Annotated in this window: 2 protein-coding genes (1 of these 2 only partly in view); both read left to right on the forward strand. The window is 73.4% G+C overall.

Annotated elements, in window-relative coordinates:
* Nucleotides 1–11,694, forward strand: a complete 11,694-nt coding sequence (locus ACSMXR_RS19830; RefSeq protein WP_473169551.1) for an amino acid adenylation domain-containing protein — start codon at nt 1–3, stop codon at nt 11,692–11,694.
* Nucleotides 11,691–25,030, forward strand: the 5' portion of a protein-coding gene (locus ACSMXR_RS19835) for a non-ribosomal peptide synthase/polyketide synthase (protein WP_473169552.1). It continues 6,085 nt past the right edge of the window; 13,340 of the gene's 19,425 nt are visible here — the first part of the coding sequence; it begins with the start codon at nt 11,691–11,693; its stop codon lies beyond the right edge, outside the window. Before ACSMXR_RS19830 ends, ACSMXR_RS19835 begins: the two co-directional genes overlap by 4 nt.

A 25,030-nucleotide genomic window follows, 5' to 3' on the forward strand; every position in this document is an offset into this window, starting at 1 on the left:
GTGCGCAGGCTGCCGGACCGTGGTGTGGGCTTCGGTCTGCTGCGGTACATGGAGCCCGGTTCTTCCGAGGCATTGGCGGGGCTGGCGGAACCGCAGGTCGGGTTCAACTACCTGGGCCGCTTCCGGTCCGGTGAGCATGACTGGCTGCCGGTCGGAGAGTCCGGAGGCGTCGGTGGTGGCGTTGATCCGTCGATGCGGATGCCGCACGCCGTTGAGGTCAACGCCCTGGCGCTGGACGGTGCAAGCGGTCCGGTGCTGTCGGCGGTGTGGGCATGGCCAAGTGGTGTGTTCGGTGATGGCGAGGTCGAGGAGCTGGCCCGTCTGTGGGTCGGTGTCCTGGAGACCTTGGTCCAGGAGGCCGGAGTACCCGGTGCGGGCGGTCTGACGCCCTCGGATGTGCTGGCGGAGGTGTCGCAGGCGGAGATCGAGGCTCTGGAGGAGACGTATCCGGGGCTGGACGACGTACTGCCGCTCGCACCGTTGCAGGAAGGACTCCACTTCCACGCGCTGTACGACACCGAGTCGCCCGACCTCTACACCATCCAGCTCGTCTTCGACCTCGAAGGCGACCTCGACGCGGAGACGATGCGCCGCGCCGCCGCCACGTTGCTGCGCCGCCGGCCCAATCTGCGCGCCGGCTTCCTGAACCAGGAGTCGGGCCGGCCGGTGCAGGTGGTACCGGCCGTCACCGAGGTGCCGTGGACGGACGTCGACCTCCGCGGCATCGGCGCCGTCCAGCAGGAGGACCTGGCGGGCAGGATCCTGGACGAGGACCGTGCCCACCGCTTCGACCCGGCGCGGCCGCCGCTCCTCCGCTTCACCGCGATCCGGCTCGGCGAGCACCGCCACCGCCTCGTCCTCACCAACCACCACCTCCTCTGGGACGGCTGGTCGGTGCCGGTCGTCGTACGGGAGCTGTTCGAGCTGTACGCGCACGGCGGCGACGGGACGCACCTCGCTCCGGCCCCACAGTTCCGCGACTATCTCTACTGGCTGGGCGGGCAGGACCGTCCGGCCGCCGAAGAGGCCTGGCGCACCGCGCTCTCCGGGCTCGACGAGCCGACGCTCCTCGCCGACGCCTTCGGCTCTGCCGGTTCCGCCGACTTCGCCGATTCCTCCGACTCCGCCCGTGCCGTGGCTTCCGACGAGCGGGCATCGGCCTCGTCCGGCCTGCCGGAGCGGCTGTCGGTGCGGCTGCCGCAGTCCTTCACCGCAGAGTTGCACGCCTGGGCCCGCTCGCGCGGACTCACCGTGAACACCGTCCTTCAGGGCGCGTGGGCTCTGCTGCTCGCCCGGCTCACCGGCCGTGAGGACGTCGTCTTCGGCGCCACCGTCTCCGGCCGTCCGGCGGATCTGCCCGGCGTCGAGGACATGACCGGACTGTTCAGCAACACGCTGCCGGTACGCGTCGCACTGGGGCGGGCCCGGGCCATGTCGCTGGGCGGGCTGCTGGAGCAGATCCAGGACCAGCAGGCCGAGTTGATGGACCATCACCACATCGGGCTGTCCGGCATCGCCGCGCGGACCGGTCTCGGCGACCTCTTCGACACCCTGCTCGTCTTCGAGAACTATCCGCTCGACCCGTCGACGCTCGACCTGCCGGGCACCGGACTGCGGGCCGCCGACGCGCGCGTCCGCGACGCCGCCCACTATCCGCTCTCGCTCGCCGTCGTACCGGGCGACGAGCTCGAACTCCGCTTCGACTACCGGCCGGAGCGCTTCACCGCCGGCCGCGTCGAGGCCATCGGCGACCGGCTGCACGCCCTGCTCGGCCTGATCGTGACGGAGCCGGACCGGCCCGTCGGGCGCGTCGGCGTCCTCACCGCCGCCGAGTCGGAGCAGCTGGTCCAGGACCGGCGGCAGTCCCGGCGGTATGTCGAACTCCTGCCGTTCCCCGACCTGTTCGAGATGCAGGCGGCGCGGACGCCGGACACGGTGGCCGTGGTGTACGAGGAGGCGGAGGACCGCTCCGTCGAGCTGACGTACGCCGAACTCGACGCACGGGCCAACCGCCTGGCCCGGCTGCTCATCGAACGCGGTATCGGTCCGGAGGACATCGTCGGCCTGCTGCTGCCGCGCTCCGTCGACCAGGTGGTGGCCGTGCTCGCCGTCGCCAAGGCCGGAGCCGCCTATCTGCCGATCGATCCGGCGTACCCGGCCGAACGCATCGCGTACGTCGTCGGCGACGCGCGGCCCGCACTGCTCCTGGTGGACGCGGTGACCGGCCGCCGGCTGCCGGAACTCGACACCGGCACGCCCGCGCTGGTCCTCGGCGGCGACTTCGCACCGCGCCGGCCGGGCCACCGCCCGGCGGCGGGCGAGCGGCGCGCGCCGCTGACGCCGGACAGTCCCGCGTACGTCATCTACACCTCCGGTTCCACCGGCCGTCCTAAGGGCGTCGTGGTCACGCACCGCGGCGTCGCCAACCTCGCCGGAAGCCAGATCGAGCGTTTCGCGGTCGAGGAGGGCAGCCGGATCCTCCAGGTCGCCTCGCCGAGCTTCGACGCGGCCTTCTCCGAGCTGTGCCTCGCGCTGCTGTCCGGCTCCACGCTGGTCCTGGCGCCGGCGGACCGGCTGCTGCCGGGCGCCGGGCGGTCCGGCCTGGCCGGTGTGATCGCACGGCAGGGCATCACGCACGCGACGATCTCGCCGGCGGCGCTCGCCGCGCTGGACGACGACGGACTGCCCGCCGGCATGGTGCTGACCGTGGCCGGTGAGGCGTGCTCCGCCGCGCTGGTCGACCGGTGGTCGCGCGACCGCAGGATGATCAACGCGTACGGGCCGACCGAGACCACCGTCTGCGCCACCATGAGCGAGCCGCTGGCCCCGTCGGACCGCCGTACGCCGCCGCCGATCGGCCGTGCCGTGTGGAACACCCACGCCTATGTGCTGGACGCCTCGCTCGGTCCGGTCGTTCCCGGTGTCGCCGGTGAGCTGTACGTGGCCGGTCCCGGCCTCGCCCGTGGCTACCTCGGCCGCCCGGATCTGACGGCCGCGCGGTTCGTGGCGGATCCGTTCGCGGCGGACGGCTCGCGGATGTACCGCACCGGTGATGTGGTGCGCCAACTGCCGAACGGAGAACTGGAGTTCGTCGGCCGCGTCGATGACCAGGTGAAGCTGCGCGGCTTCCGGATCGAGCTCGGTGAGATCGAGGCGGCGGTCCTGGAGAGCCCGGAGGTGGACCAGGCGGCCGTGATCGTGCGCGAGGACCGTCCGGGCGTGCGCGCGGTGGTGGCGTACGTCGTGCCGGAGGCCGGTGCGGGTGGTGCGGGCGGAGCGGTGGATGTGGCGGCGCTGCGGGAGCGGGTGGCGGACGCTCTGCCGGAGTACATGGTGCCGTCGGCGTTCGTGGTGCTGGATGGTCTGCCGTTGACGGTGCACGGGAAGTTGGATCGGCGGGCGCTTCCGGTGCCGGAGTTGGTGGTGGGGGGTCGTGGTCCGCGCAGTGCGCGGGAGGAGATTCTGTGTGGTCTGTTCGGTGAGGTGTTGGGTGTTGAGGGTGTAGGGGTCGAGGACGGGTTCTTCGATCTGGGTGGTCATTCGCTGTTGGCGACGCGGCTCGTGAGCCGGGTGCGGTCGGTGTTGGGTGTGGAGTTGCCGGTCCGTGCGTTGTTCGAGCATCCGACGGTTGCCGCACTCGACCGCACGCTCGACGACGCCGCGCAGGCCAGGCGCGCCCTCACCCCGCTGCCGCGACCGGCGCAGGTGCCGCTCTCGTTCGGGCAGCGCAGGCTTTGGTTCCTCGAGCGGTTCGAGTCGGCCGGGGGCAGCGTCTCCCTGGCCGTCCGGCTCACCGGCGAACTGGACGCCGACGCGCTCCGGCTGGCCCTCGGCGACCTGGTCGCCCGCCACGAGGCGCTGCGCACCGTCTTCCCGGACGACGACGGCGTACCGCGTCAGCAGGTCCTCGACTTCTGGGTGCCGGGGCTCGGCCTGGTCGACGTGACGGAGGACGAGGTCGGCCACGAACTGCGCGACGCCGTCTCCGTACCGGTCGATCTGGCGATCGATCCGCCGCTGCGCGCGCGGCTGCTGCGCCTCGGCGAGCGTGAGCACGTGCTGTCGCTGGTGGTCCATCACATCGCTGCCGACGGCTGGTCGTTGGCCCCGCTGGCGCGCGATCTGTCGGCGGCGTACGCGGCGCGGCTCGCCGGTGGTGTGCCGGAGTGGCGGCCGTTGCCCGTGCAGTTCGCGGACTACACGGTCTGGCAGCGCGAGGTGCTCGGCGACGAGACGGACCCGGAGTCGCCGATCGCCCGGCAGCTGAGCTACTGGTACGAGACGCTGTCCGGGCTGCCGGACGAGATCGACCTGCCCGCCGACCGGCCGAGGCCGCCGGTGCCCGGATACCGGGGCGGGACCGTGGAGTTCGCGTTCGACGCCGGTCTGCACCGGCGGCTCACCGCGCTGGCGCGGGAGGCGAACGTCAGCCTGTTCATGGTGGTCCAGGCGGGGCTTGCGGCGCTGCTGCACCGGCTCGGCGCGGGCAGCGACATTCCGCTCGGCACTCCGGTGGCCGGTCGTACGGATGAGGCGCTGGACGATCTGGTCGGCTTCTTCGTCAACACGCTGGTGCTGCGCACGGATGTGTCCGGTGATCCGACGTTCCGCGAGCTGCTGGAGCGGGTGCGGGAGACGGACCTCGCCGCCTACGCGCACCAGGATGTGCCGTTCGAGCGGCTCGTCGAGGTGCTCAACCCGACGCGGTCGCTCGCCCGCCACCCGCTCTTCCAGGTCATGCTCGCGCTGCAGAACGCCCCGGAGGCCGCACTGCGGCTGCCGGGACTCGACGCGGCGCCGCTGCCTCCGGCGCAGGGCGACGCCAAGTTCGACCTCGGCATCGAGCTGGTGGAACGGCACGGTCCCGACGGCGCGCCGGACGGCCTCCAGGGGCTGGCGCACTACAGCGCCGACCGCTTCGACGAGGACACCGTACGGCTGCTGACGGACCGGTTCGGCCGCTGGCTGGCGGCCGCCGCCGAGGCCCCCGGCACACGGGTCGGGGCGCTCGACGTCCTGTCCGCCGCCGAGCGCGACACCGTGCTGCACCGCTGGAACGCCACCGGCCACGACCTTCCGGACGGCACCCTGCCCGCGCTCTTCGAGGCGCAGGCGGCACGCACGCCGGACGCCGTCGCCGTCGTCGCCGGTGACCAGGAGCTGACCTACGCGGAGCTGAACGCGCGGTCCAACCGGCTGGCCAGGCTGCTGGCCGGCCGGGGAGCCGGGCCGGAGAGCCTGGTCGCGGTGGCCGTACCGCGCTCCGTGTCCTGGCTCGTCGCCTTCCTGGCGGTGGCCAAGGCCGGAGCCGGCTATCTGCCGGTCGACCCGGCCCAGCCCGGCGCGCGCATCGAGCGCATGATCGCCGACGCCCGGCCGGTGCTGGTGCTCACCGAAGGAGCGGACGGCGAGGAGGCCTCCGCGTTCGCCGCCGCGCCGCTCGCCGTGTCCGTCGCCGCGCTCCGTACCGACGAGGCCGAGCGGCTGGCGGCCGGTCTCGCCGCCGCCGACCTCACCGACGACGAGCGCACGACCGGGCTGCGGCCGGAGCATCCGGCGTACGTCATCTACACCTCCGGCTCGACCGGCACGCCGAAGGGCGTCGTCGTCACGCACGGCAGCATCGGCAACCTCGCGGCGGTGCACATCGACCGGCTCGGCGTCGACGGCACGAGCCGGGTGCTCCAGGCGGTGTCCACCACCTTCGACCCGTCGGTGGCCGACACCGTGATGGCGCTGCTCTCCGGCGCGGCGCTGGTCCTGGCCGATCCGCGCCGGCACGTCGTCGGCGACCAGCTCGCCGAGGCGATCGACCGGTACGCGGTCACGCACGTCCAGCTGGCCGCACCGGTCCTGGCGACCGTGCCGGACGCCGGCCTGGACACGCTGCGCTGCATCGTCACCGGCGGTGAGGCGTGCTCCGCCGAGCTCGTCGCACGCTGGGCGCGCGGTGGCCGCCGCGTCGTCAACGCCTACGGGCCGACCGAGATGACGGTCGCCACGACCATGACCGGGCCGCTCACCGGTGCGAGCACCCCGCCGATCGGCCGTGCCGTGTGGAACACCCGCGCCTATGTGCTGGACGCCTCGCTCGGCCTGGTCGCCCCCGGTGTCGCCGGTGAGCTGTACGTGGCCGGCGCGGGGCTGGCCCGCGGCTATCTCGGCCGGCCGGATCTGACGGCCGCGCGGTTCGTGGCGGATCCGTTCGCGGCGGACGGTTCGCGGATGTACCGCACCGGTGATGTGGTGCGTCAACTCCCTGACGGACAGTTCGAGTTCGTCGGCCGTGCCGACGACCAGGTCAAGATCCGCGGCCACCGCATCGAGCCGGGCGAGGTCGAGGCCGTGGTCGCCGCGGCCGACGGGGTCGGCCAGGCCGCCGTCGTGGTCCGCGAGGACCCGGTACGCGGCGCATACCTCGTCGCGTACGCCGTGCCCGAGAACGCCGGCGCCGATGGCGCGCTGGACGTCTCCGTCCTGCGGGGCCAGGTGGCGGGTGTGCTGCCGGAGTACATGGTGCCGTCGGCGTTCGTGGTGCTGGACGGTCTGCCGTTGACGGTGCACGGGAAGTTGGATCGGCGGGCGCTTCCGGTGCCGGAGTTGGTGGTGGGGGGTCGTGGTCCGCGCAGTGCGCGGGAGGAGATTCTGTGTGGTCTGTTCGGTGAGGTGCTGGGTGTTGAGGGTGTAGGGGTCGAGGACGGGTTCTTCGATCTGGGTGGTCATTCGCTGCTGGCGACGCGGCTCGTGAGCCGGGTGCGGTCGGTGCTGGGTGTGGAGTTGCCGGTCCGTGCGTTGTTCGAGCATCCGACCGTCGCCGCGCTGGACCGCACGCTCGACGACGCGGGCACCGCGCGTACGGCACTCGCTCCGGCCGACCGGCCCGACGCCGTACCGCTCTCCTTCGCGCAGCGCAGGCTCTGGTTCCTCAACCGCTTCGAGGAGAACTCCTCGGCGTACAACGTGCCGATGGCCGTCCGGCTCACCGGCGAGCTGGACCCGGACGCCCTGCGGCGCGCGCTCGGCGATGTGCTGGCCCGCCACGAGGCGCTGCGCACGGTCTTCCCGGACGACCGGGGGCGGCCGCGCCAGGTCGTCCTGCCGGCCGGGCTGCCGGATCTTCGGGTCGAGCCGTCGGCCGGGGACGACCTCTCCGCGACGCTGGCGGAGGCCGCCAACACGGGCTTCGCGCTGGACCACGAACTGCCGCTGCGGGTACGGGTGTTCAGGACCGGCGAGCGGGAGCACGTCCTACTGCTGGTGCTGCACCACATCGCCGCCGACGGCTGGTCGCTGGCCCCGCTGGCGCGCGATCTGTCGGCCGCGTACACGGCCAGGCTGGCGGGCGAGGCGCCCCGGTGGCGGCCGTTGCCGGTGCAGTACGCGGACTACACGGTCTGGCAGCGCGAGGTGCTCGGCGACGAGACGGACCCGGAGTCGCCGATCGCCCGGCAGCTGAACCACTGGCACGCGACGCTGTCCGGGCTGCCGGACGAGATCGCGCTGCCCGCCGACCGGCCGAGGCCGCAGACGCCGAGCCGGATCGCCGGAAGCGTCGGAGTGGAGCTTCCGGCCGCCGTGCACCAGCAGCTCACCGCGCTGGCGCGGGAGGCGAACGTCAGCCTGTTCATGGTGGTCCAGGCGGGTCTTGCGGCACTGCTGCACCGGCTGGGCGCCGGTGACGACATCCCGCTCGGCTCCTTGATCGCCGGTCGTACGGACGAGGCGCTGGACGATCTGGTCGGCTTCTTCGTCAACACGCTGGTGCTGCGCACGGACGTGTCCGGTGATCCGACGTTCCCCGAGCTGCTGGAGCGGGTGCGGGAGACGGACCTCGCCGCCTACGCCCACCAGGACGTGCCGTTCGAGCGGCTCGTCGAGGTGCTCAACCCGGCGCGGTCGCTCGCCCGCCACCCGCTCTTCCAGGTCATGCTGTCCTTCCAGAACGCGGAGAACGCCGAACTCGCCCTGCCGGGGCTGAGCGTGGAGCCGCTGCGAATCGGCCTGGACGCGGCCAAGTTCGACCTGTCCTTCAACCTGGAGGAGCGGCTGAACGCGTCCGGTGCGCCGGACGGCATCGGCGGCCGGATCGAGTTCGCCGCCGAGCTGTTCGACGCGGAGACGGTCGGGACGGTCTCCGCCCGCCTGGTGCGGCTGCTGTCCGCCGTCGCGGCGGATCCCGGCCGTCCGGTCGGCGCGCTGGACATCGCCGGACCCGGTGAGCTGGAACGCGTCGTGGAGGAATGGGGCCGGGGCCGAGGAGAGCTGCCGCTCTCCGACGCCACTCCGGCGGCGCTGTTCGCGGCGCAGGCGGCGCGGACCCCCGACGCCACGGCCGTCGTCGCTCCGGACGCCACGCTGACCTTCGCGGAACTGGACGCACGGGCCGGCCGGCTGGCCGGGGCGCTGGCCGCACGCGGGGTGACGGCGGAGTGCCTGGTGGCGACCGCGCTGCCCCGGTCCGCCGCGCTGGTCACCGCGATCCTCGCGGTGCTGAAGGCCGGTGGCGGATACGTACCGCTGGACCCGGCGCATCCGGCCGAGCGGATCGGCCGGATCCTCGACCGGACCCGGCCGCTCCTCGTGCTCACCGGCCCGGACGGACTGCCGGATGGCGTGCGGACGGGCGCCGAGGTGCTGACGCCCGCCGAGGTGCTGAGGCTCTCCGGACCGGCCGGCCAGGAGGATGCCACGGGCGCCGACACTGACACCGGAGCCGTGGACGCGCGGATTCCGGACGCCTCCGCCGTGCGGCCCGACGCTCCGGCCTATGTGATCCACACCTCCGGATCCACCGGCACGCCGAAGGGCGTCGTGGTCAGCCACCGCTCGCTGAGCGGACTGTTCCGCAGCATGCGCGAGCGCGTGTACGGGCCGTCCTCCGGCGGTACGCCGCTGCGGGCCGCGCACTTCGCCTCGTTCTCCTTCGACGCCTCGGTGGACCAGCTGCTGTGGCTGTTCGACGGCCATGAGCTGCACCTGCTCGACGAGGACACCCGTACCGACCCCGAGCGGCTGCTGCGCTATCTGACCGGCCACCGCATCGACGCGCTCTCCACCACGCCGTCCTACGCGGCCCGTCTGGTGGACCGGGGCCTGCTCGACCTGCCGCACGGGCTGCGGGCGCTCGCGCTCGGCGCGGAGGCGGTGCCGGAGCCGCTGTGGCGCAGGCTCGCCGCGACGCCGGGCCTGGCCGCGTTCAACCTGTACGGGCCGACCGAGTGCACCGTCGACTCGGTGGTGGCCAGGATCGGGTCCGGGCGGCCGGTCATCGGACGTCCGGTGCCGGACACGGCGGCGCTCGTGCTGGACGGCCGGCTGCGCCCGGTGCTGCCCGGTGTGACCGGCGAGCTCTATCTGTCCGGTCCGGCGCTGGCACGCGGCTATGTCCACGAACCGGCGCTCACCGCAGGCCGGTTCGTGGCCTGCCCGTACGGTCCGGCCGGCCACCGGATGTACCGCACCGGCGACCTCGTGCGCTGGCGCGACGGACAGCTGGAGTACGTCGGCCGCGCCGACGACCAGGTCAAGATCCGCGGCTTCCGCGTCGAGCTCGGCGAGGTCGAGTCGGCGCTCGCCGGGCGGACCGGGGTCCTCCAGGCGGCCGCCGTCGTCCGCGAGGACCGGCCGGGCGTCCGGCAGCTGGCCGCGTACGCCGTGGCCAGGCCCGGCGTACCGCTGGACCCGGCGCGGCTGCGCACGGAGCTGGCGCGGGAGCTGCCGGACTACATGGTTCCGGCGACCGTGACCGTGCTGGACGCCCTGCCGCTCACCACGAGCGGCAAGGTGGACCGCCGTGCGCTGCCCGCTCCGCGCACCGGCGGCGACAGCGGCGGCCGCGCTCCCCGTCCGGGCCGCGAGGAGCTGCTGGCGCGGCTCTTCGCCGAGGTGCTCGGTCGGGACGAGGTCGACGCGGAGAGCAGCTTCTTCGACCTCGGCGGCGACAGCATCGTCTCCATCGAGCTGGTCAGCCGGGCGCGTGCGCACCGGCTGGTCATCAGCCCGCGCGAGGTGTTCCGGCACCGGACGGTGGCGGCGCTCGCCGCGGCCGCCACCGAGCAGGAGGACACCGGCGGGAGCGACCCGGAGGACGTCGCCGTCGGCGATGTGGTGCCGCTGCCGATCGTGCACGACCTGTGGGAGCGCGGCGGTCCGTCGGACGGCGTCAACCAGGCGACGCTGCTGACCGTTCCGCCGGACCTCGGCGAGGAGCGGCTGGTGGCCGCGGTGCGGACGCTGCTCGACCATCACGGCGCGCTGCGGCTGCGGCTGACCGTGGACGGGGAGGAGCGGCGGCTGACGGTCGGCGCGCCCGGATCCGTCGCGGCCGGGCCGCTGGTGCGCCGCTGTGCGGTGGCGGAGGCGGACGGCGAGCGGCTGGCCGCGCTGATCCGGTCCGAGGGCGAGGCGGCACGCGGCCGGCTCGCGCCGGAGGCCGGTGTCCTGGTGCAGGCGGTGTGGTTCGACGCCGGTCCGGACCGGTCCGGGCGGCTGCTGCTGGTCCTGCACCACCTGGCCGTGGACGGGGTGTCCTGGCGCATCCTGGTGCCGGACCTGGTCACGGCCTGGCAGGCGACGGCCGGCCTCGGCGCGGACCGTTCCGGCCCGGACGGAAGCAAGGATTCCGCGACCGCCGCGACCGCCGCGCCCACCTCGCCCGCTGTCCTGCCGCCGGAAGGAACCTCCTTCCGCCGCTGGACGCAGCACCTGGCCCGGCTGGCCGAGGACCCGGCGCTCCTGGCCGAACTGCCGCTCTGGCGGCGGATGTCGGCCGGTCCGGATCCCCGGCTCGGCAGCCGGCCGCTGGATCCGGCGCGCGACACGGTGAGCAGCCTGCGCTCGGTCACCGTCGAGCTGGCCGCCGACCGCACCGAACCGCTGCTGACCACCGTTCCCGCGGTGTTCCGCGCCGGGGTCAACGACGTCCTGCTCACCGCTCTGACCCTGGCGCTCGCGCACTGGCGCGAGCGCACCGGCCGCGACCGGGGCACCGGAGCGCTGGTGGAGCTGGAGAGCCACGGCCGTGAGGACCTCGTCGAGGGCGTGGACCTGTCCCGGACGGTCGGCTGGTTCACCTCCAGCCATCCGCTGTGGCTGGACCCCGGGCCGCTGGACGTGGCCGAGGCGCTGGCGGCCGGACCGGCGGCGGGCCGCGCCCTCAAGCGGGTCAAGGAGCAACTGCGCGCGGTGCCGGACCACGGCATCGGCTACGGCCTGCTGCGCCGCCTCAACGCAGCCACGGCGGCGGAGCTGAGCGGCGCGCCCGCTCCGCAGATCGGCTTCAACTACCTCGGCAGGTTCTCCGCCGATCCGGTCGGCGGCCACTGGACGCCCGCTCCGGAGACCGGCGCGCTGCCCGACCACGCGGATCCGGCCTCGCCGCTTCCGCACGTACTGGAGATCAACGCGGCCGCGCACGACGGCGCGGACGGCCCACGGCTGTCCACCACCCTGTCCTGGCCGGCCGGCCTGCTCACCGAGGCCGAGGTCCGCGAGCTGGCCGAGAGCTGGCTGCGGGCCCTGGAGGCCCTGGTCACGCACGCGCAAGACCCCGACGCCGGCGGCTGGACGCCGTCGGACGTCGCGCTGACATCACTGACGCAGAGTCAGATCGACCACGTGCTCGCCGGAGACGACGAGGACGACGAAGAGGACGAAGAGGACGACATGGACTCATTCTGGAGGGACGCACGGTGAACGCCCGGATCGAGGACATTCTTCCGCTCTCACCGCTCCAGGAAGGGCTGCTCTTCCACGCCCTCTACGACCAGCAGGCGCCGGACGTCTACACGGTGCAGATCGTCCTGGACATCGAAGGCGAGGTCGACGCCGCCGCACTGCGCGGCGCGGCCGACAGCCTGCTGCGCCGCCACGCCAACCTGCGCGCCGCGTTCCGCTACGAGGGCCTGGACCGGCCGGTCCAGGTCATCCGCCGCAAGGCGCGTATGCCGTGGTACGAGATCGACCTCGGCACCGAGCCGGAGGACGGGCGCGAGGCCGCGTTCGCGCGCATCCTGGAGACCGACCGGGGCCGCAGGTTCGACCTCGCCAAGGCCCCGCTGATCCGCTTCCTGCTGGTCAGGCTCGGCCCCGACCGCTGCCGGCTGGTGGTGACCAACCACCACATCCTGCTGGACGGCTGGTCGACCCCGCTCTTCTTCAGCGAGCTCTTCGCCCTCTACCTGAGCGGCGGCGACGACAGCGCGCTGCCGCGCGTCACCCCGTACCGCGACTATCTCGGCTGGCTCGCCGGACAGGACCGTACGGCCGCCGAGGACGCCTGGCGGTCCGCGCTGGCCGGGGTGGACGAGCCGACGCTCGTCGCGCCGGCCGACGCCGCGGCCGATCCGGTCCGCCCGGACCGGCTGCCGTTCGAGCTCGACGAGACGCTGACCGCACGGCTCAACGCCGTCGCCCGCGACCACGGCGTCACCCTCAACACCGTCGTCCAGACCGTGTGGGGCCTGCTGCTCTCCTCGCTCACCGGCCGCTCCGACGTCGTCACCGGCACCACCGTCTCCGTCCGCCCGCCGGACCTCGACGGGGTGCGCAGCATGGTCGGCCTGCTGCTCAACACACTGCCGCTGCGCATCAGGACCGATCCGGCCGAACCCATCTCCGCCCTGCTGGCCCGGGTCCAGGACGAGCAGGCCGGACTCATGCCGCACCAGCACCTCGGACTGGCCGAGATCCAGGCGCTGGCGGGCGCCGGAACGCTCTTCGACACCTCCGTCGTGTTCGAGAACTACCCGGTCGACCCGGAAGCGGTGAACGCGCCGATCGGCGGACTGCGCATCCGCGGGGTCGAAGGCCGCGACGCCAACCACTATCCGCTCGGCCTGACCGTCGCCCCCGGTGCGCGCATCCTGCTCAAGCTGGACTACCGGCCGGACGTGTTCGACAGCGCGCTGGTGGAGCGGCTGGCCGAACGGCTGCGGCAGCTCTTCGAGACCGTCGCCGCCGATCCGCGGCTGCCGGTCGGCCGGCTGGCACTGCTCACCCCGGCCGAACGCGGCACCGCGCTGACCCGCAGCGCCGGACCGCGCCGCCGGGTGCCGGACGCCACGCTGCCGGAACTCTTCGCCCAGCAGGCGGCCCGTACCCCGGACGCACCGGCGGTGGCGTTCGAGGACACCGCGCTGACCTTCGCCGAGCTGGACGCGCAGGTCACCCGTCTGGCCAGGCTGCTGCTCGCCCGCGGCGCCGGACCGGAGCGGCTGGTCGCGGTGGCCGTGGAGCGGTCGACCGAACTGGTCGTCGCCGTCCTCGCGGTCGCCATGACCGGCGCCGCCTACCTTCCGCTGGACCCGGAACAGCCCGCCGAACGCCTGGAGTTCATGCTCGGCGACGCGGCCCCTGCGCTGCTGCTCGCCACCTCGGCGACCGCGGGCCGGCTGCCCGCGACCGAGGTTCCGGTGCTGCTCCTGGACGCACCGGAGACCGTGGCCGCGCGCGCCGCGGCCGACCCGGCGCCGATCGACGACGCCGACCGGGCCGCGCCGCTGCTGCCGGAGCATCCGGCGTACGTCATCTACACCTCCGGCTCCACCGGCCGGCCCAAGGGCGTCGTCGTGCCGCACGCCGCGCTCAACGCCTACCTCGCCTGGTCGCGCGTGCACTACGACGCCGGTGACGGCCGCTGGCTGGTCCACTCGCCGGTCTCCTTCGACCTGACGGTGACCGGACTGTTCGTGCCGCTCACCAGCGGCGGCTGCGTCCACCTGGTCGAGCTGCGCGAAGGCGCGCCGGACGGACCGCCGAACCACCGCCCGGCACTGGTCAAGGGCACCCCGAGCCACATCCCGGTCCTCACCGAACTGCCGGCGGAGTTCTCGCCGACCGCACAGCTCATCGTCGGCGGCGAACTGCTGACCTCGGACGCCGTACGCCAGTGGCGGGCGGCCCGGCCCGGTGTGACCGTGGTCAATGAGTACGGCCCGACCGAGACCACGGTCGGCTGCACCGAATTCCGCGTCGGCCCGGACGACGACCTCCCGGAGGCCGCCGTACCGATCGGCCGGCCGTCCTGGAACACCGCCCTGCTCGTCCTGGACGCCGCGCTGCGCCCGGTGGCCCCCGGCGTGGCCGGCGAGGTCTACATCAGCGGTACGCATGTGGCGCGCGGCTATCTGAACCGCCCCGGCCTCACCGCGAGCCGCTTCGTCGCCGACCCGTTCGCCGCCGACGGCTCGCGGATGTACCGCACCGGCGACCTGGCGCGCTGGGGCACGGACGGCGAACTGCGGTTCGTCGCACGCGTCGACGACCAGGTCAAGATCCGTGGCTACCGCATCGAACTCGGTGAGATCGAGGCCGTCCTCACCACGCACGAAAGCGTGGCGCGCACGCTCGCCGTGGTCCGCGAGGACAGCCCCGGCGACCGCCGCATCGTCGCCTACGCCGTGCCGGCCGGGGCGGGCGCCGCCCCGCGCCCGGACGAACTGCGCGCGCACGCCGCACGACAGCTCCCGGACTACATGGTTCCGGCCGCCGTCGTCGTCCTCGACGACTTCCCGCGCACCGCGAACGGCAAGCTGGACCGGACCGCGCTGCCGGCCCCGGAGTTCGGCGCCGGAGGCGGCGGCCGCGCACCGCGCGGACCGCGCGAGGAGCTGCTGTGCGACCTGTTCGCCGAGGTGCTCGGCGCGGAGCGGGTCGGCCCGGAGGACAGCTTCTTCGACCTCGGCGGACACTCGCTGCTGGTCACCCGGCTGGTCGGCCGCATCCGCACCGTTCTCGGCGTCGAGCTGCCGATGCGCGCGCTCTTCGAGCAGCCGACCGTGGCCGGCCTCGCCGCCCGGCTGGACCACGCCGGAGCGGCCGTACACCCGCCGCTCGTACCGGGGCCGCGCCCCGAGCGCGTACCGCTGTCACTGGCGCAGCAGCGGCTCTGGTTCATCAACGAGGTCGACGGACCGTCCGCCGCGTACAACGTGCCGGTGGCCGTCCGCCTCACCGGTGAGCTGGACACCGCCGCGCTGCACGCGGCGCTCGGCGATGTCACCGGCCGCCACGAGAGCCTGCGTACCCTGTTCCCGGCGCCGGACGGCACTCCGTACCAGCACGTCCTCGACGCGGCCGTGGCCCGGCCCGCGCTGCCGGTCGTGGCCGTCACCGAGGACGGACTCCAGGACGCGCTGCGGACCGAGGCGCTGCGCGGATTCGACCTCGCCGCCGAACCGCCGCTGCGCACGACCCTGTTCCGCACCGCACCGCAGGAGCACGTCCTGCTGCTGGTGCTGCACCACATCGCGACCGACGGCTGGTCGCTGGCCCCGCTCGGCCGCGACCTCTCCGCCGCCTACACGGCACGGCTGTCCGGTGCGGCCCCGCGCAGGGAGCCGCTGCCGGTGCAGTACGCCGACTTCACGCTGTGGCAGCACGCCCTGCTCGGCGGCGAGAGCGATCCGGACAGCACCGTCTCGCGCCAGCTCGACTTCTGGCGCACCACGCTGGCCGGACTGCCGGACCAGCTGGAGCTGCCGACCGACCGGCCCCGGCCGGCGGTGGCCGGCGGCAGCGGCGACGCGCTGTCCATGAGCCTGGACGCGGACCTGCACCGCAGGCTCACCGCGTTGGCCCGTGAGGCGAACGTCAGCCTGTTCATGGTGCTCCAGGCCGGTGTCGCCGCCCTGCTCGGCAAGCTCGGCGCGGGCTCCGACATTCCGCTCGGCAGCCCGGTCGTCGGCCGCACCGACGACGCGGTGTCCGACGTCGTCGGCTGCTTCGTCAACACCCTGGTGCTGCGGACGGACACGTCGGGTGATCCGTCGTTCCGTGAGCTGCTGGGGCGGGTGCGGGAGGGGGATCTGGCGGCGTACGCGCATCAGGACGTGCCGTTCGAGCGGCTGGTGGAGGAGTTGAATCCGGCGCGTTCGATGGCGCGGCATCCGCTGTTCCAGGTGATGCTGACGCTCCAGAACAACGAGGCCGCCGAGCTGGACCTGCCGGGCCTCGACGCGCGGCCGGTCGACGTCGGCACCGGCATGTCCAAGTTCGACCTGTTCTTCGCCTTCGCCGAACAGCGTACGAGTACGGGAACGGGCACCGGCACGGGCACGGCCGCCTCGCGCACCGCAGCGAACGGACTCGACTGCACCGTCGAGTTCAGCACCGACCTGTACGACCGGTCCTCCGTGGCCACCCTGCTCGACCGGCTGGTCCGGCTGCTGGACGGAGCCGTCAGCGACCCGGACCGGCCGCTGGCGCGCATCGACGTCCTCACCGCCGAGGAACGCCACCGCGTCCTGGAAGAGTGGAACGACACCGCACGGCCGATGCCTCCGGCCACGCTGCCGGAGCTGTTCGAGCGGCAGGCGGCGAACACCCCGGACGCCACCGCCGTCCTCGCCGACGACGGAGCCCTCAGCTACCGCGAACTCAACGCGCGCGCCAACCGCCTGGCCAGGCTCCTCGTCGCGCGCGGCGCCGGTCCCGAAGGCCTGGTGGCCGTGGCGCTGCCGCGCTCCACCGGCCAGATCGTCGGCCTGCTCGCGGTCCTCAAGTCCGGTGCGGCCTACCTGCCGCTCGACCCGGACTATCCGGCGGACCGGCTGGTCCACATGACCGCCGACGCGGCACCGCAGCTGGTCCTCACCACCGAGGACACCGCCGCACGCCTGCCCGCGGCCTGCGTGGAGACCGCGCCGCCGCTGCTCCTGGACCTCTCCGGCGAACCGGTCGCGCCCGCGGAGACCGCCGGGCCCGCCCTTCACCTCGACCTGAGCGACGCCGACCTGACCGACGCCGACCGGCTGAGCCCGCTGACGCCGGACCACCCGGTGTACGTCATCTACACCTCGGGCTCCACCGGCCGGCCCAAGGGCGTGGTCATGCCGCACGCGGCCCTGGTCAACCTCATGGCCTGGCACGCCGAGGCCGTACCCGGCGAACCGGGCACGAGGACCGCGCAGTTCACCGCGCTCAGCTTCGACGTGTCGGCCCAGGAGATCCTGTCCACGCTGCTGCACGGCAAGTGCCTGGTGGTCCCGGACGACGCGGTACGCCGCGATCCGGCGGCCTTCGCCGACTGGCTGCGCCGCCATCGGGTGCAGGAGCTGTACGCGCCGAGCCTGGTCGTCAACGCGCTGTTCGACGCCCTCGGGCCGGACGGCGAACTGCCCGAGCTGCGGCACGTCGCCCAGGCGGGCGAGGCGCTCGCGCTCACCGGACGGCTCCGCGACGCGCACCGGCGCGGCGGCTGGCGTCTGCACAACCACTACGGACCGACCGAGACCCATGTGGTCACCGGCACGGCCCTTCCGGAGGACACCGGCCGCTGGCCCGCCTCGGCCTCCATCGGTCGTCCGGTGCTGAACACGCGGGTGTATGTGCTGGACGGTTCGTTGCGTCCGGTGGCTCCGGGTGTGGTGGGTGAGCTGTATATCGCTGGTTCTGGTGTGGCGCGTGGGTATTTGGGTCGTCCTGGTCTGTCGGCTTCGCGGTTTGTCGCGGATCCGTTCGGGGCGCCTGGTGGGCGGATGTATCGGACCGGTGACTTGGTGCGCTGGTCGGATTCGGGTGCCGGTGCTGGTGAGTTGGAGTATCTGGGGCGTGCGGACTTCCAGGTGAAGGTGCGTGGTTTCCGGATCGAGCTGGGTGAGATCGAGTCGGTGCTCGCCGGTCATCCGGCGGTGGCCGGTGCGGTGGTCGTCGTGCGCGGTGAGGGTGCCACGGGTGCTGCTGGTGCCCGGTTGGTGGCGTATGTGGTGCCCGCCGATGGTGCCGAGGTGAGTGGTGATGTGCTGCGGCCGGTGGTCGCGGCTGCGTTGCCGGAGCACATGGTGCCGTCGGTGTTCGTGGTGCTGGATCGTTTTCCGTTGACGCCGAACGGGAAGCTGGACCGGTCGGCGTTGCCGGAGCCGGAGAGTGGCGTCGGTCGTGGTCCGGTGTCGGTCGCGGAGGAGGTGTTGTGCGGGCTGTTCGCCGAGGTGCTCGGTGTGGAGCGGGTCGGGCCCGAGGAGAGCTTCTTCGAGCTGGGTGGTCATTCGCTGCTGGCGACGCGGCTCGTGAGCCGTATCCGTACGGCCTTCGGCGTCGAACTCCCGGTCCGCGCCCTCTTCGAAGCGCCGACCGTGGAACGGCTGGCGGAGCGGCTCGACACCGCCGACACCGCACGCCGCGCCCTCACGCCGATGGAACGGCCGGAGCGGATACCGCTGTCCTTCGCCCAGCGCCGCCTCTGGTTCATCAATCGCCTCGACCCGCAGGACGCGCGCTACAACCTGGCGCTCGCCGTCCGGCTCACCGGCGACCTGGACCCGGCCGCGCTGCGGTCCGCGCTCGCCGACGTCGTGGCCCGGCACGAGACGCTGCGCACGGTGTTCCCGGAGACCGACGGCGTGCCGTCGCAACAGGTCCTGGACCACTGGAGCCCGGAGCTCGTCCGCGTACCGGCCGACCCGGCCACGCTCGCCGACGCGCTCGCACGCGACGCGGCGCGCGGCTACGACCTGAGCGCCGAACCGCCGCTGCGGGCCACGCTGTTCGAGCTGGACGCCACGACGCGCGTGCTCCTGATCGGGCTGCACCACATCGCCGGCGACGGCTGGTCGCTGGCCCCGCTCGGCCGCGACCTGGCCGCCGCCTACACCGCCCGGCTGTCCGGTACGGCTCCGCACTGGCAGCCGCTGCCGGTGCAGTACGCCGACTACACCCTGTGGCAGCGCGACCTCCTCGGCGACGAGGACCGCCCGGACAGCGCGCTCGCCGGTCAGCTCGACCACTGGCGGACCACGCTGGCCGGCCTGCCGGACGAACTCGGCCTGCCCACCGACCGGACCAGGCCCGCCGTCGCCACCGGCCGGGGCGGACGCGTCCGGCTGGACGTCGACGCCGCCCTGCACGGCCGGCTGGCCGCGCTCGCGCGTGAGCAGGGGAGCAGCCTGTTCATGGTCGTCCAGGCCGCACTGGCGACGCTCCTCACGCGGCTCGGCGCGGGCACCGACATTCCGCTCGGCACCCCGGTCGCCGGACGCACCGACGAGGCGCTCGACCAGCTGGTCGGCTGCTTCATCAATACGCTGGTGCTGCGGACGGACACGTCGGGTGATCCGTCGTTCCGTGAGCTGCTGGGGCGGGTGCGGGAGGGCGATCTGGCGGCGTACGCGCATCAGGACGTGCCGTTCGAGCGGCTGGTGGAGGAGTTGAATCCGGCGCGTTCGATGGCGCGGCATCCGCTGTTCCAGGTGATGCTGACGCTCCAGAACAACGAGGCCGCCGAGCTGGACCTGCCGGGCCTCGACGTCCGTCCCGAGGAGATCGGCGGCGGCGCGGTCCGCTTCGACCTCTCCTTCGACCTCACCGAGCGGTTCACCGCCGACGGTTCCCCGGACGGCCTGGAGGGCGCGCTCGACTACAGCGCCGACCTCTTCGACGAGGCGACCGCGCGGCGGATCAACGAGCGGCTCCTGCGCGTGCTGCACGCGGTGGCCGACGATCCGGACCGGTCGCTCGGCGCGATCGACGTACTCGGTCCGCAGGAGCGCCGGCGCGTCCTGGAGGAGTGGAACGACACCGCGGGCGAGCTGCCCCCGGCGACCGTGACGGAGCTCTTCGCGGCGCAGGCGGCCCGCACCCCGGACGCCTGTGCCCTGCTGGCCGACGACCGTGCCGACGGCGGGCTCACGGAGCTGAGTTACGCGGAGCTCAACGGCCGCGCCAACCGGCTGGCGCACCGGCTCATCGCCGCCGGAGCCGGACCGGAGCGGTTCGTCGCGCTGGCGCTGCCGCGCTCCGCGGGCCTGGTCGTGGCGATGCTGGCGGTCCTCAAGACCGGTGCCGGCTATCTGCCGCTCGACCCGGACTACCCGGCCGACCGCATCGCGCACATGCTCGACGACGCGCGTCCGGTGCTCGTCCTCACCGGCGACGAGGCCGTGCCCGGCACCGCCTCCACGCCGCGTCTGGTCCTCGGCCACGACGGCACGGTCACGACCGACGGCACCGGCGAAGCGGCCGCCCGATGGCCGGCCACCGACCCGGCCGACGCCGACCGGCTGAGCCCGCTGACGCCGGACCACCCGGCGTACGTCATCTACACCTCGGGCTCCACCGGCCGGCCCAAGGGCGTCGTCGTGCCGCACGCGGCGCTGCTCAACTTCCTCACCGCGATGGGCGGACGCCTCACGCTCACCGCGGCCGACCGGATGCTGGCCGTCACCACGGTGGCGTTCGACATCCACGCGCTGGAGATCCACGCACCGCTGCTCGCCGGTGCGAGCGTGGTCCTCGCGGCGCGGTCGACGGTCCGGGACACCGGAGCGCTCGGCGCCCTGGTCGAACGCACCGGAGCCACGCTCCTGCAGGCCACGCCGACCCTGTGGCAGGCGCTGGTCACCGACCGTCCGGAGCGGCTGCGCGGACTGCGCATGCTCGTCGGCGGCGAGGCGCTGCCGCCCGCGCTGGCCGCGCGGATGCGCGCGACCGGCCGTGACGTCACCAACCTGTACGGGCCGACCGAAACGACGGTCTGGTCCACAGCGGCCACCGTCACCGACCGCCCCGGAGCACCGACGATCGGTCGTCCGGTGCTGAACACGCGGGTGTATGTGCTGGACGGTTCGTTGCGTCCGGTGGCTCCGGGTGTGGTGGGTGAGCTGTATATCGCTGGTTCTGGTGTGGCGCGTGGGTATTTGGGTCGGCCTGGTCTGTCGGCTTCGCGGTTTGTCGCGGATCCGTTCGGTGGGACGGGTGGGCGGATGTATCGGACCGGTGACTTGGTGCGCTGGTCGGATCCGGGCGCCGGTGCTGGTGAGTTGGAGTATCTGGGGCGTGCGGACTTCCAGGTGAAGGTGCGTGGTTTCCGGATCGAGCTGGGTGAGATCGAGTCGGTGCTCGCCGATCACCCTGCGGTGGCCGGTGCGGTGGTCGTCGTGCGCGGTGAAGGCGGTGCCGGGTCTCGCCTGGTGGCGTATGTGGTGCCCGCCGATGGTGCCGAGGTGAACAGCGATGTCCTGCGGCCGGTCGTTGCGGCCGCGCTGCCGGAGCACATGGTGCCGTCGGTGTTCATGGTGCTGGATCGTTTTCCGTTGACGCCGAACGGCAAGTTGGACCGGTCGGCGTTGCCGGAGCCGGAGGCCGGTGGTGGTCGTGGTCCGGTGTCGGTCGCGGAGGAGGTGTTGTGCGGGCTGTTCGCCGAGGTGCTCGGCGTGGAGCAGGTCGGGCCTGAGGAGAGCTTCTTCGAGCTGGGTGGTCATTCGCTGCTGGCGACGCGGCTGGTGAGCCGTATCCGTACGGCCTTCGGCGTCGAACTCCCGGTCCGTACGCTCTTCGAAGCGCCGACCGTGGCCCGGCTCGCCACGCACCTCGACACCGGCGAGGTCTCACGGCCCGCGCCCGCCGTCGTCGCCGAACGGCCCGAGCGGATACCGCTGTCCTTCGCCCAGCGCCGCCTCTGGTTCATCAACCGCTTCGACGAGCGGAGCAGCACCTACAACATGCCGTTCGCCGTGCGGCTGCGCGGTGCGCTGGACCCGGCCGCGCTGCGGTCCGCGCTCGCCGACGTCGTCGAGCGGCACCAGAGCCTGCGGACCGTGTTCCCCGAGGTCGACGGCGTGCCGTGCCAGCACGTCCTGGCCACCGAGGACGCCGCGCCGGAGCTGTCCGTCGTGCTCACCACCGAGGAGAGCCTGCCGGTCCGGCTGGCCGCCGAGGCCGGTCGCGGCTTCGACCTGGCGGCCGAACCGCCGCTGCGCGCCTCGCTGTTCGCGCTCGCGCCGGAGGAGCACGTCCTGCTGCTGCTGGTGCACCACATCGCCGGTGACCGCTGGTCGCTGGCGCCGCTCGCGGAGGACCTGGCCGCCGCCTACACCGCCCGGGCGGACGGCCGTGTCCCGGCTCTTCCGGAGCTGCCGCTCCAGTACGTCGACTACACGCTGTGGCAGCACAGCGTGCTCGGCTCCGAGGAGGACGCGGGCAGTCTGCTGCACCGGCAGCTGGAGTTCTGGACGCGGGAGGTGGAAGGGCTGCCGGAGGAGCTGGACCTGCCGACCGACCGGCCGCGTCCGGTGCGCTCCGACTTCCGCGGCGACGAGATCACCTTCGAGCTGGACGCCGCTCTGCACCGCGACCTGGCCGCTCTGGCGCGTACGCATCAGGCCAGCCTGTACATGGTCCTCCAGGCCGGTCTCGCGGCTCTGCTGACCCGGCTCGGCGCCGGTACCGATCTGCCGATCGGCTGTGCCGTGGCCGGCCGTGACGACGAGGCGCTGGAGGGCCTGGTCGGCTTCTTCGTGAACACGCTCGTCCTGCGGACGGACACCTCCGGCGATCCCGGCTTCGCGGAGCTGCTGGAGCGGGTGCGGAGCACCGACCTGGCGGCCTTCGCCCACCAGGACCTGCCGTTCGAGCTGCTGGTGGAGAAGCTCAACCCGGAGCGTGTCGCGGGCCGTCATCCGCTCTTCCAGATCGCGCTCGGACTGCAGAACGCGACGCCGGAGCCGCGCGGACTGACCGGACTGGACACCAGGGCCGAGCCGCTCGGCAACAAGACGTCCCGGTTCGACCTGCTGCTCAACCTCGTCGAGCGGCACGACGCCGAAGGCCGGCCGGCCGGTCTCGGCGGTGTCGCCGAGTACAGCACCGACCTGTTCGACGCGGAGACCGTGCACCGGCTCACCGCCCAGCTGACGCGGCTGCTGCGCGCGGCGGTCGCCGATCCGGTCCGGCCGATCGGTGACCTGGACGTGCTGACGCCCGAGGACCGCCACCGGCTGCTCGTCGAGTGGAACGACACCCACCGCGAGGTTCCGGCGCTGCCGGTGCCGGACCTGTTCGAGGCGCAGGCGGCCGCGACGCCGGAACGTGTCGCCCTGGTCCACGGCGAGCGGGTGCTCGACTACGCGGAGCTGAACGAGGCCGCCAACCAGCTGGCCCGGGTGCTGGTGGAGCGTGGTGTCGGACCGGAGCGGATCGTGGCGCTGGCGCTGCCGCGCGGCGTCGACCAGGTGGTGTCGGTGCTCGCCGTGCTCAAGGCGGGCGGCGCCTATCTGCCGGTCGACCCGGACTATCCGGCCGAGCGCATCGCGTACATGCTGGCGGACGCGGGCCCGGCGCTGCTGATCAGCCACATGGAGCTCGCCGCCGGTCTGCCGGAGCACCGGGGGCCCGTGCTGCTGCTGGACGCGGCGGAGACCGTACGCGAGGTCGCGGCGCGTCCCGGCGGCGATCTCTCCGACGCCGAACGCACCGGGGCGCTGCGGCGCGAGCACCCGGCGTACGTGATCTACACCTCCGGCTCCACCGGTCGGCCGAAGGGCGTCGTCGTCTCGCACGCGGGACCGGCCAGTCTGGCCTTCGGGCAGATCGACCGGTTCGCGGTCGGTCCGGACGCGCGGGTGCTCCAGTTCGCCTCGCCGAGCTTCGACGCGGCGTTCAGCGAGCTGTGCATGGCGCTGCTCTCCGGTGCCGCCCTGGTGCTCGCCGAGCGCGACCGGATGCTGCCCGGCGCGCCCCTGGCGGAGCTGCTGGAGACGGAGCGGATCACCCATGTGACGCTGCCGCCGGTGGCGCTGGCCGTGCTGCCGCCGCACGCGCTCGACTCGGTGACCACGCTGGTCGTGGCCGGTGATGCCGTGTCCCGCGAGACGGTCGCGCGGTGGTCCGGCGGACGCCGGATGATCAACGCGTACGGTCCGACGGAGACGACCGTGTGCGCCACCATGAGCCGCCCGCTGGCTCCCGGCGACGGCCCGCCGCCCATCGGCCGGCCGATCGACAACGCACGCGTCTACGTCCTGGACGGCCGGCTCGCCCCGGTCGCCGTCGGCGCGGTCGGCGAGCTGTACGTGGCCGGGGCCGGTCTGGCACGCGGCTATCTCGGCCGGGCCGCTCTGACCGCCGGACGGTTCGTCGCCGACCCGTTCGACCCGAGCGGCGGCCGGATGTACCGCACCGGCGACCTGGTGCGGTGGAGCGCCGACGGTGAGCTGAGCTTCGTCGGCCGCGCCGACCACCAGGTGAAGGTGCGCGGCTTCCGGATCGAGCCGGGTGAGGTCGAGTCGCTGCTGACCGACCGCCCGGAGGTGGCGCAGGCGGCCGTGATCGTCCGCGAGGACCGGCCGGGCGACCGGCAGCTGGTCGGCTATGTGGTGCCCGCGGCCAGGACCGCCGCCGGTGACGCCGGCCGCGACGAAGGCGTCGAGGCGGAGCAGGTCGACGAGTGGCGCGAGGTCTACGACGCGCACTACCGCCGCGAGGCCGAGGAGGGCGAGTTCGGCGAGAACTTCTCCGGCTGGTTCAGCAGCTACGACGGCGAGCCGATCGCCGTCGGGCAGATGCGGCGATGGCGGTCCGAGACCGTGGACCGCATCCTGGCCCTGGAGCCGGTGCGCGTCCTCGAACTCGGTGTCGGCAACGGGCTGATCCTGTCGAAGGTCGCTCCGCACGTGGAGACGTACGTCGGCACCGACTTCTCCGCCGAGGCGATCGAGGCGCTGCGCGCCCAGGTGGAGCGCGAACCGGAGCTGGCCGGCCGGGTGGAGCTGCGCACCGGCGCCGCCCACGAGACGGACGGCCTGCCGCACGGCTACTTCGACCTCGTCGTCGTCAACTCCGTCGCGCAGTACTTCCCGAACGCCGCCTATCTGGAGGACGTGGTGCGCCGCGCCGCCGCTCTGGTGGCGCCCGGCGGCAGCGTGTTCGTCGGCGACGTGCGCAATCTGCGGACCTCGCGCGGCTTCGGCGCCGGGGTGACGCTGCACCGGTGGTCGCCGCAGGAGGGCACCGCCGCCCTGCGCCGGGCGGTGGAGCAGAGCGTCGTGATGGAGAAGGAACTCCTCGTCGATCCGGCCTTCTTCGCCGCGGTCGCCGCCACCGTGCCGGGCCTGGAGACCGATGTCCGGATCAAGCGGTCCGGCGCGGACAACGAGCTGTCCAGGCACCGCTACGACGTGGTCCTGCGCACCGGCCGTGCCGCACGCGCGGAACCGGACCTGCGGAGCCTGCCGTGGACGCAGGTGACCGGCGGTCTCGACGGCCTGGCCGGTCAGCTCGCCGCGGACCGTGGTGCGCTGCGTGTCACCGGAGTGCCGAA

The sequence above is a fragment of the Streptomyces sp. DSM 106670 genome (genome assembly GCF_055792845.1).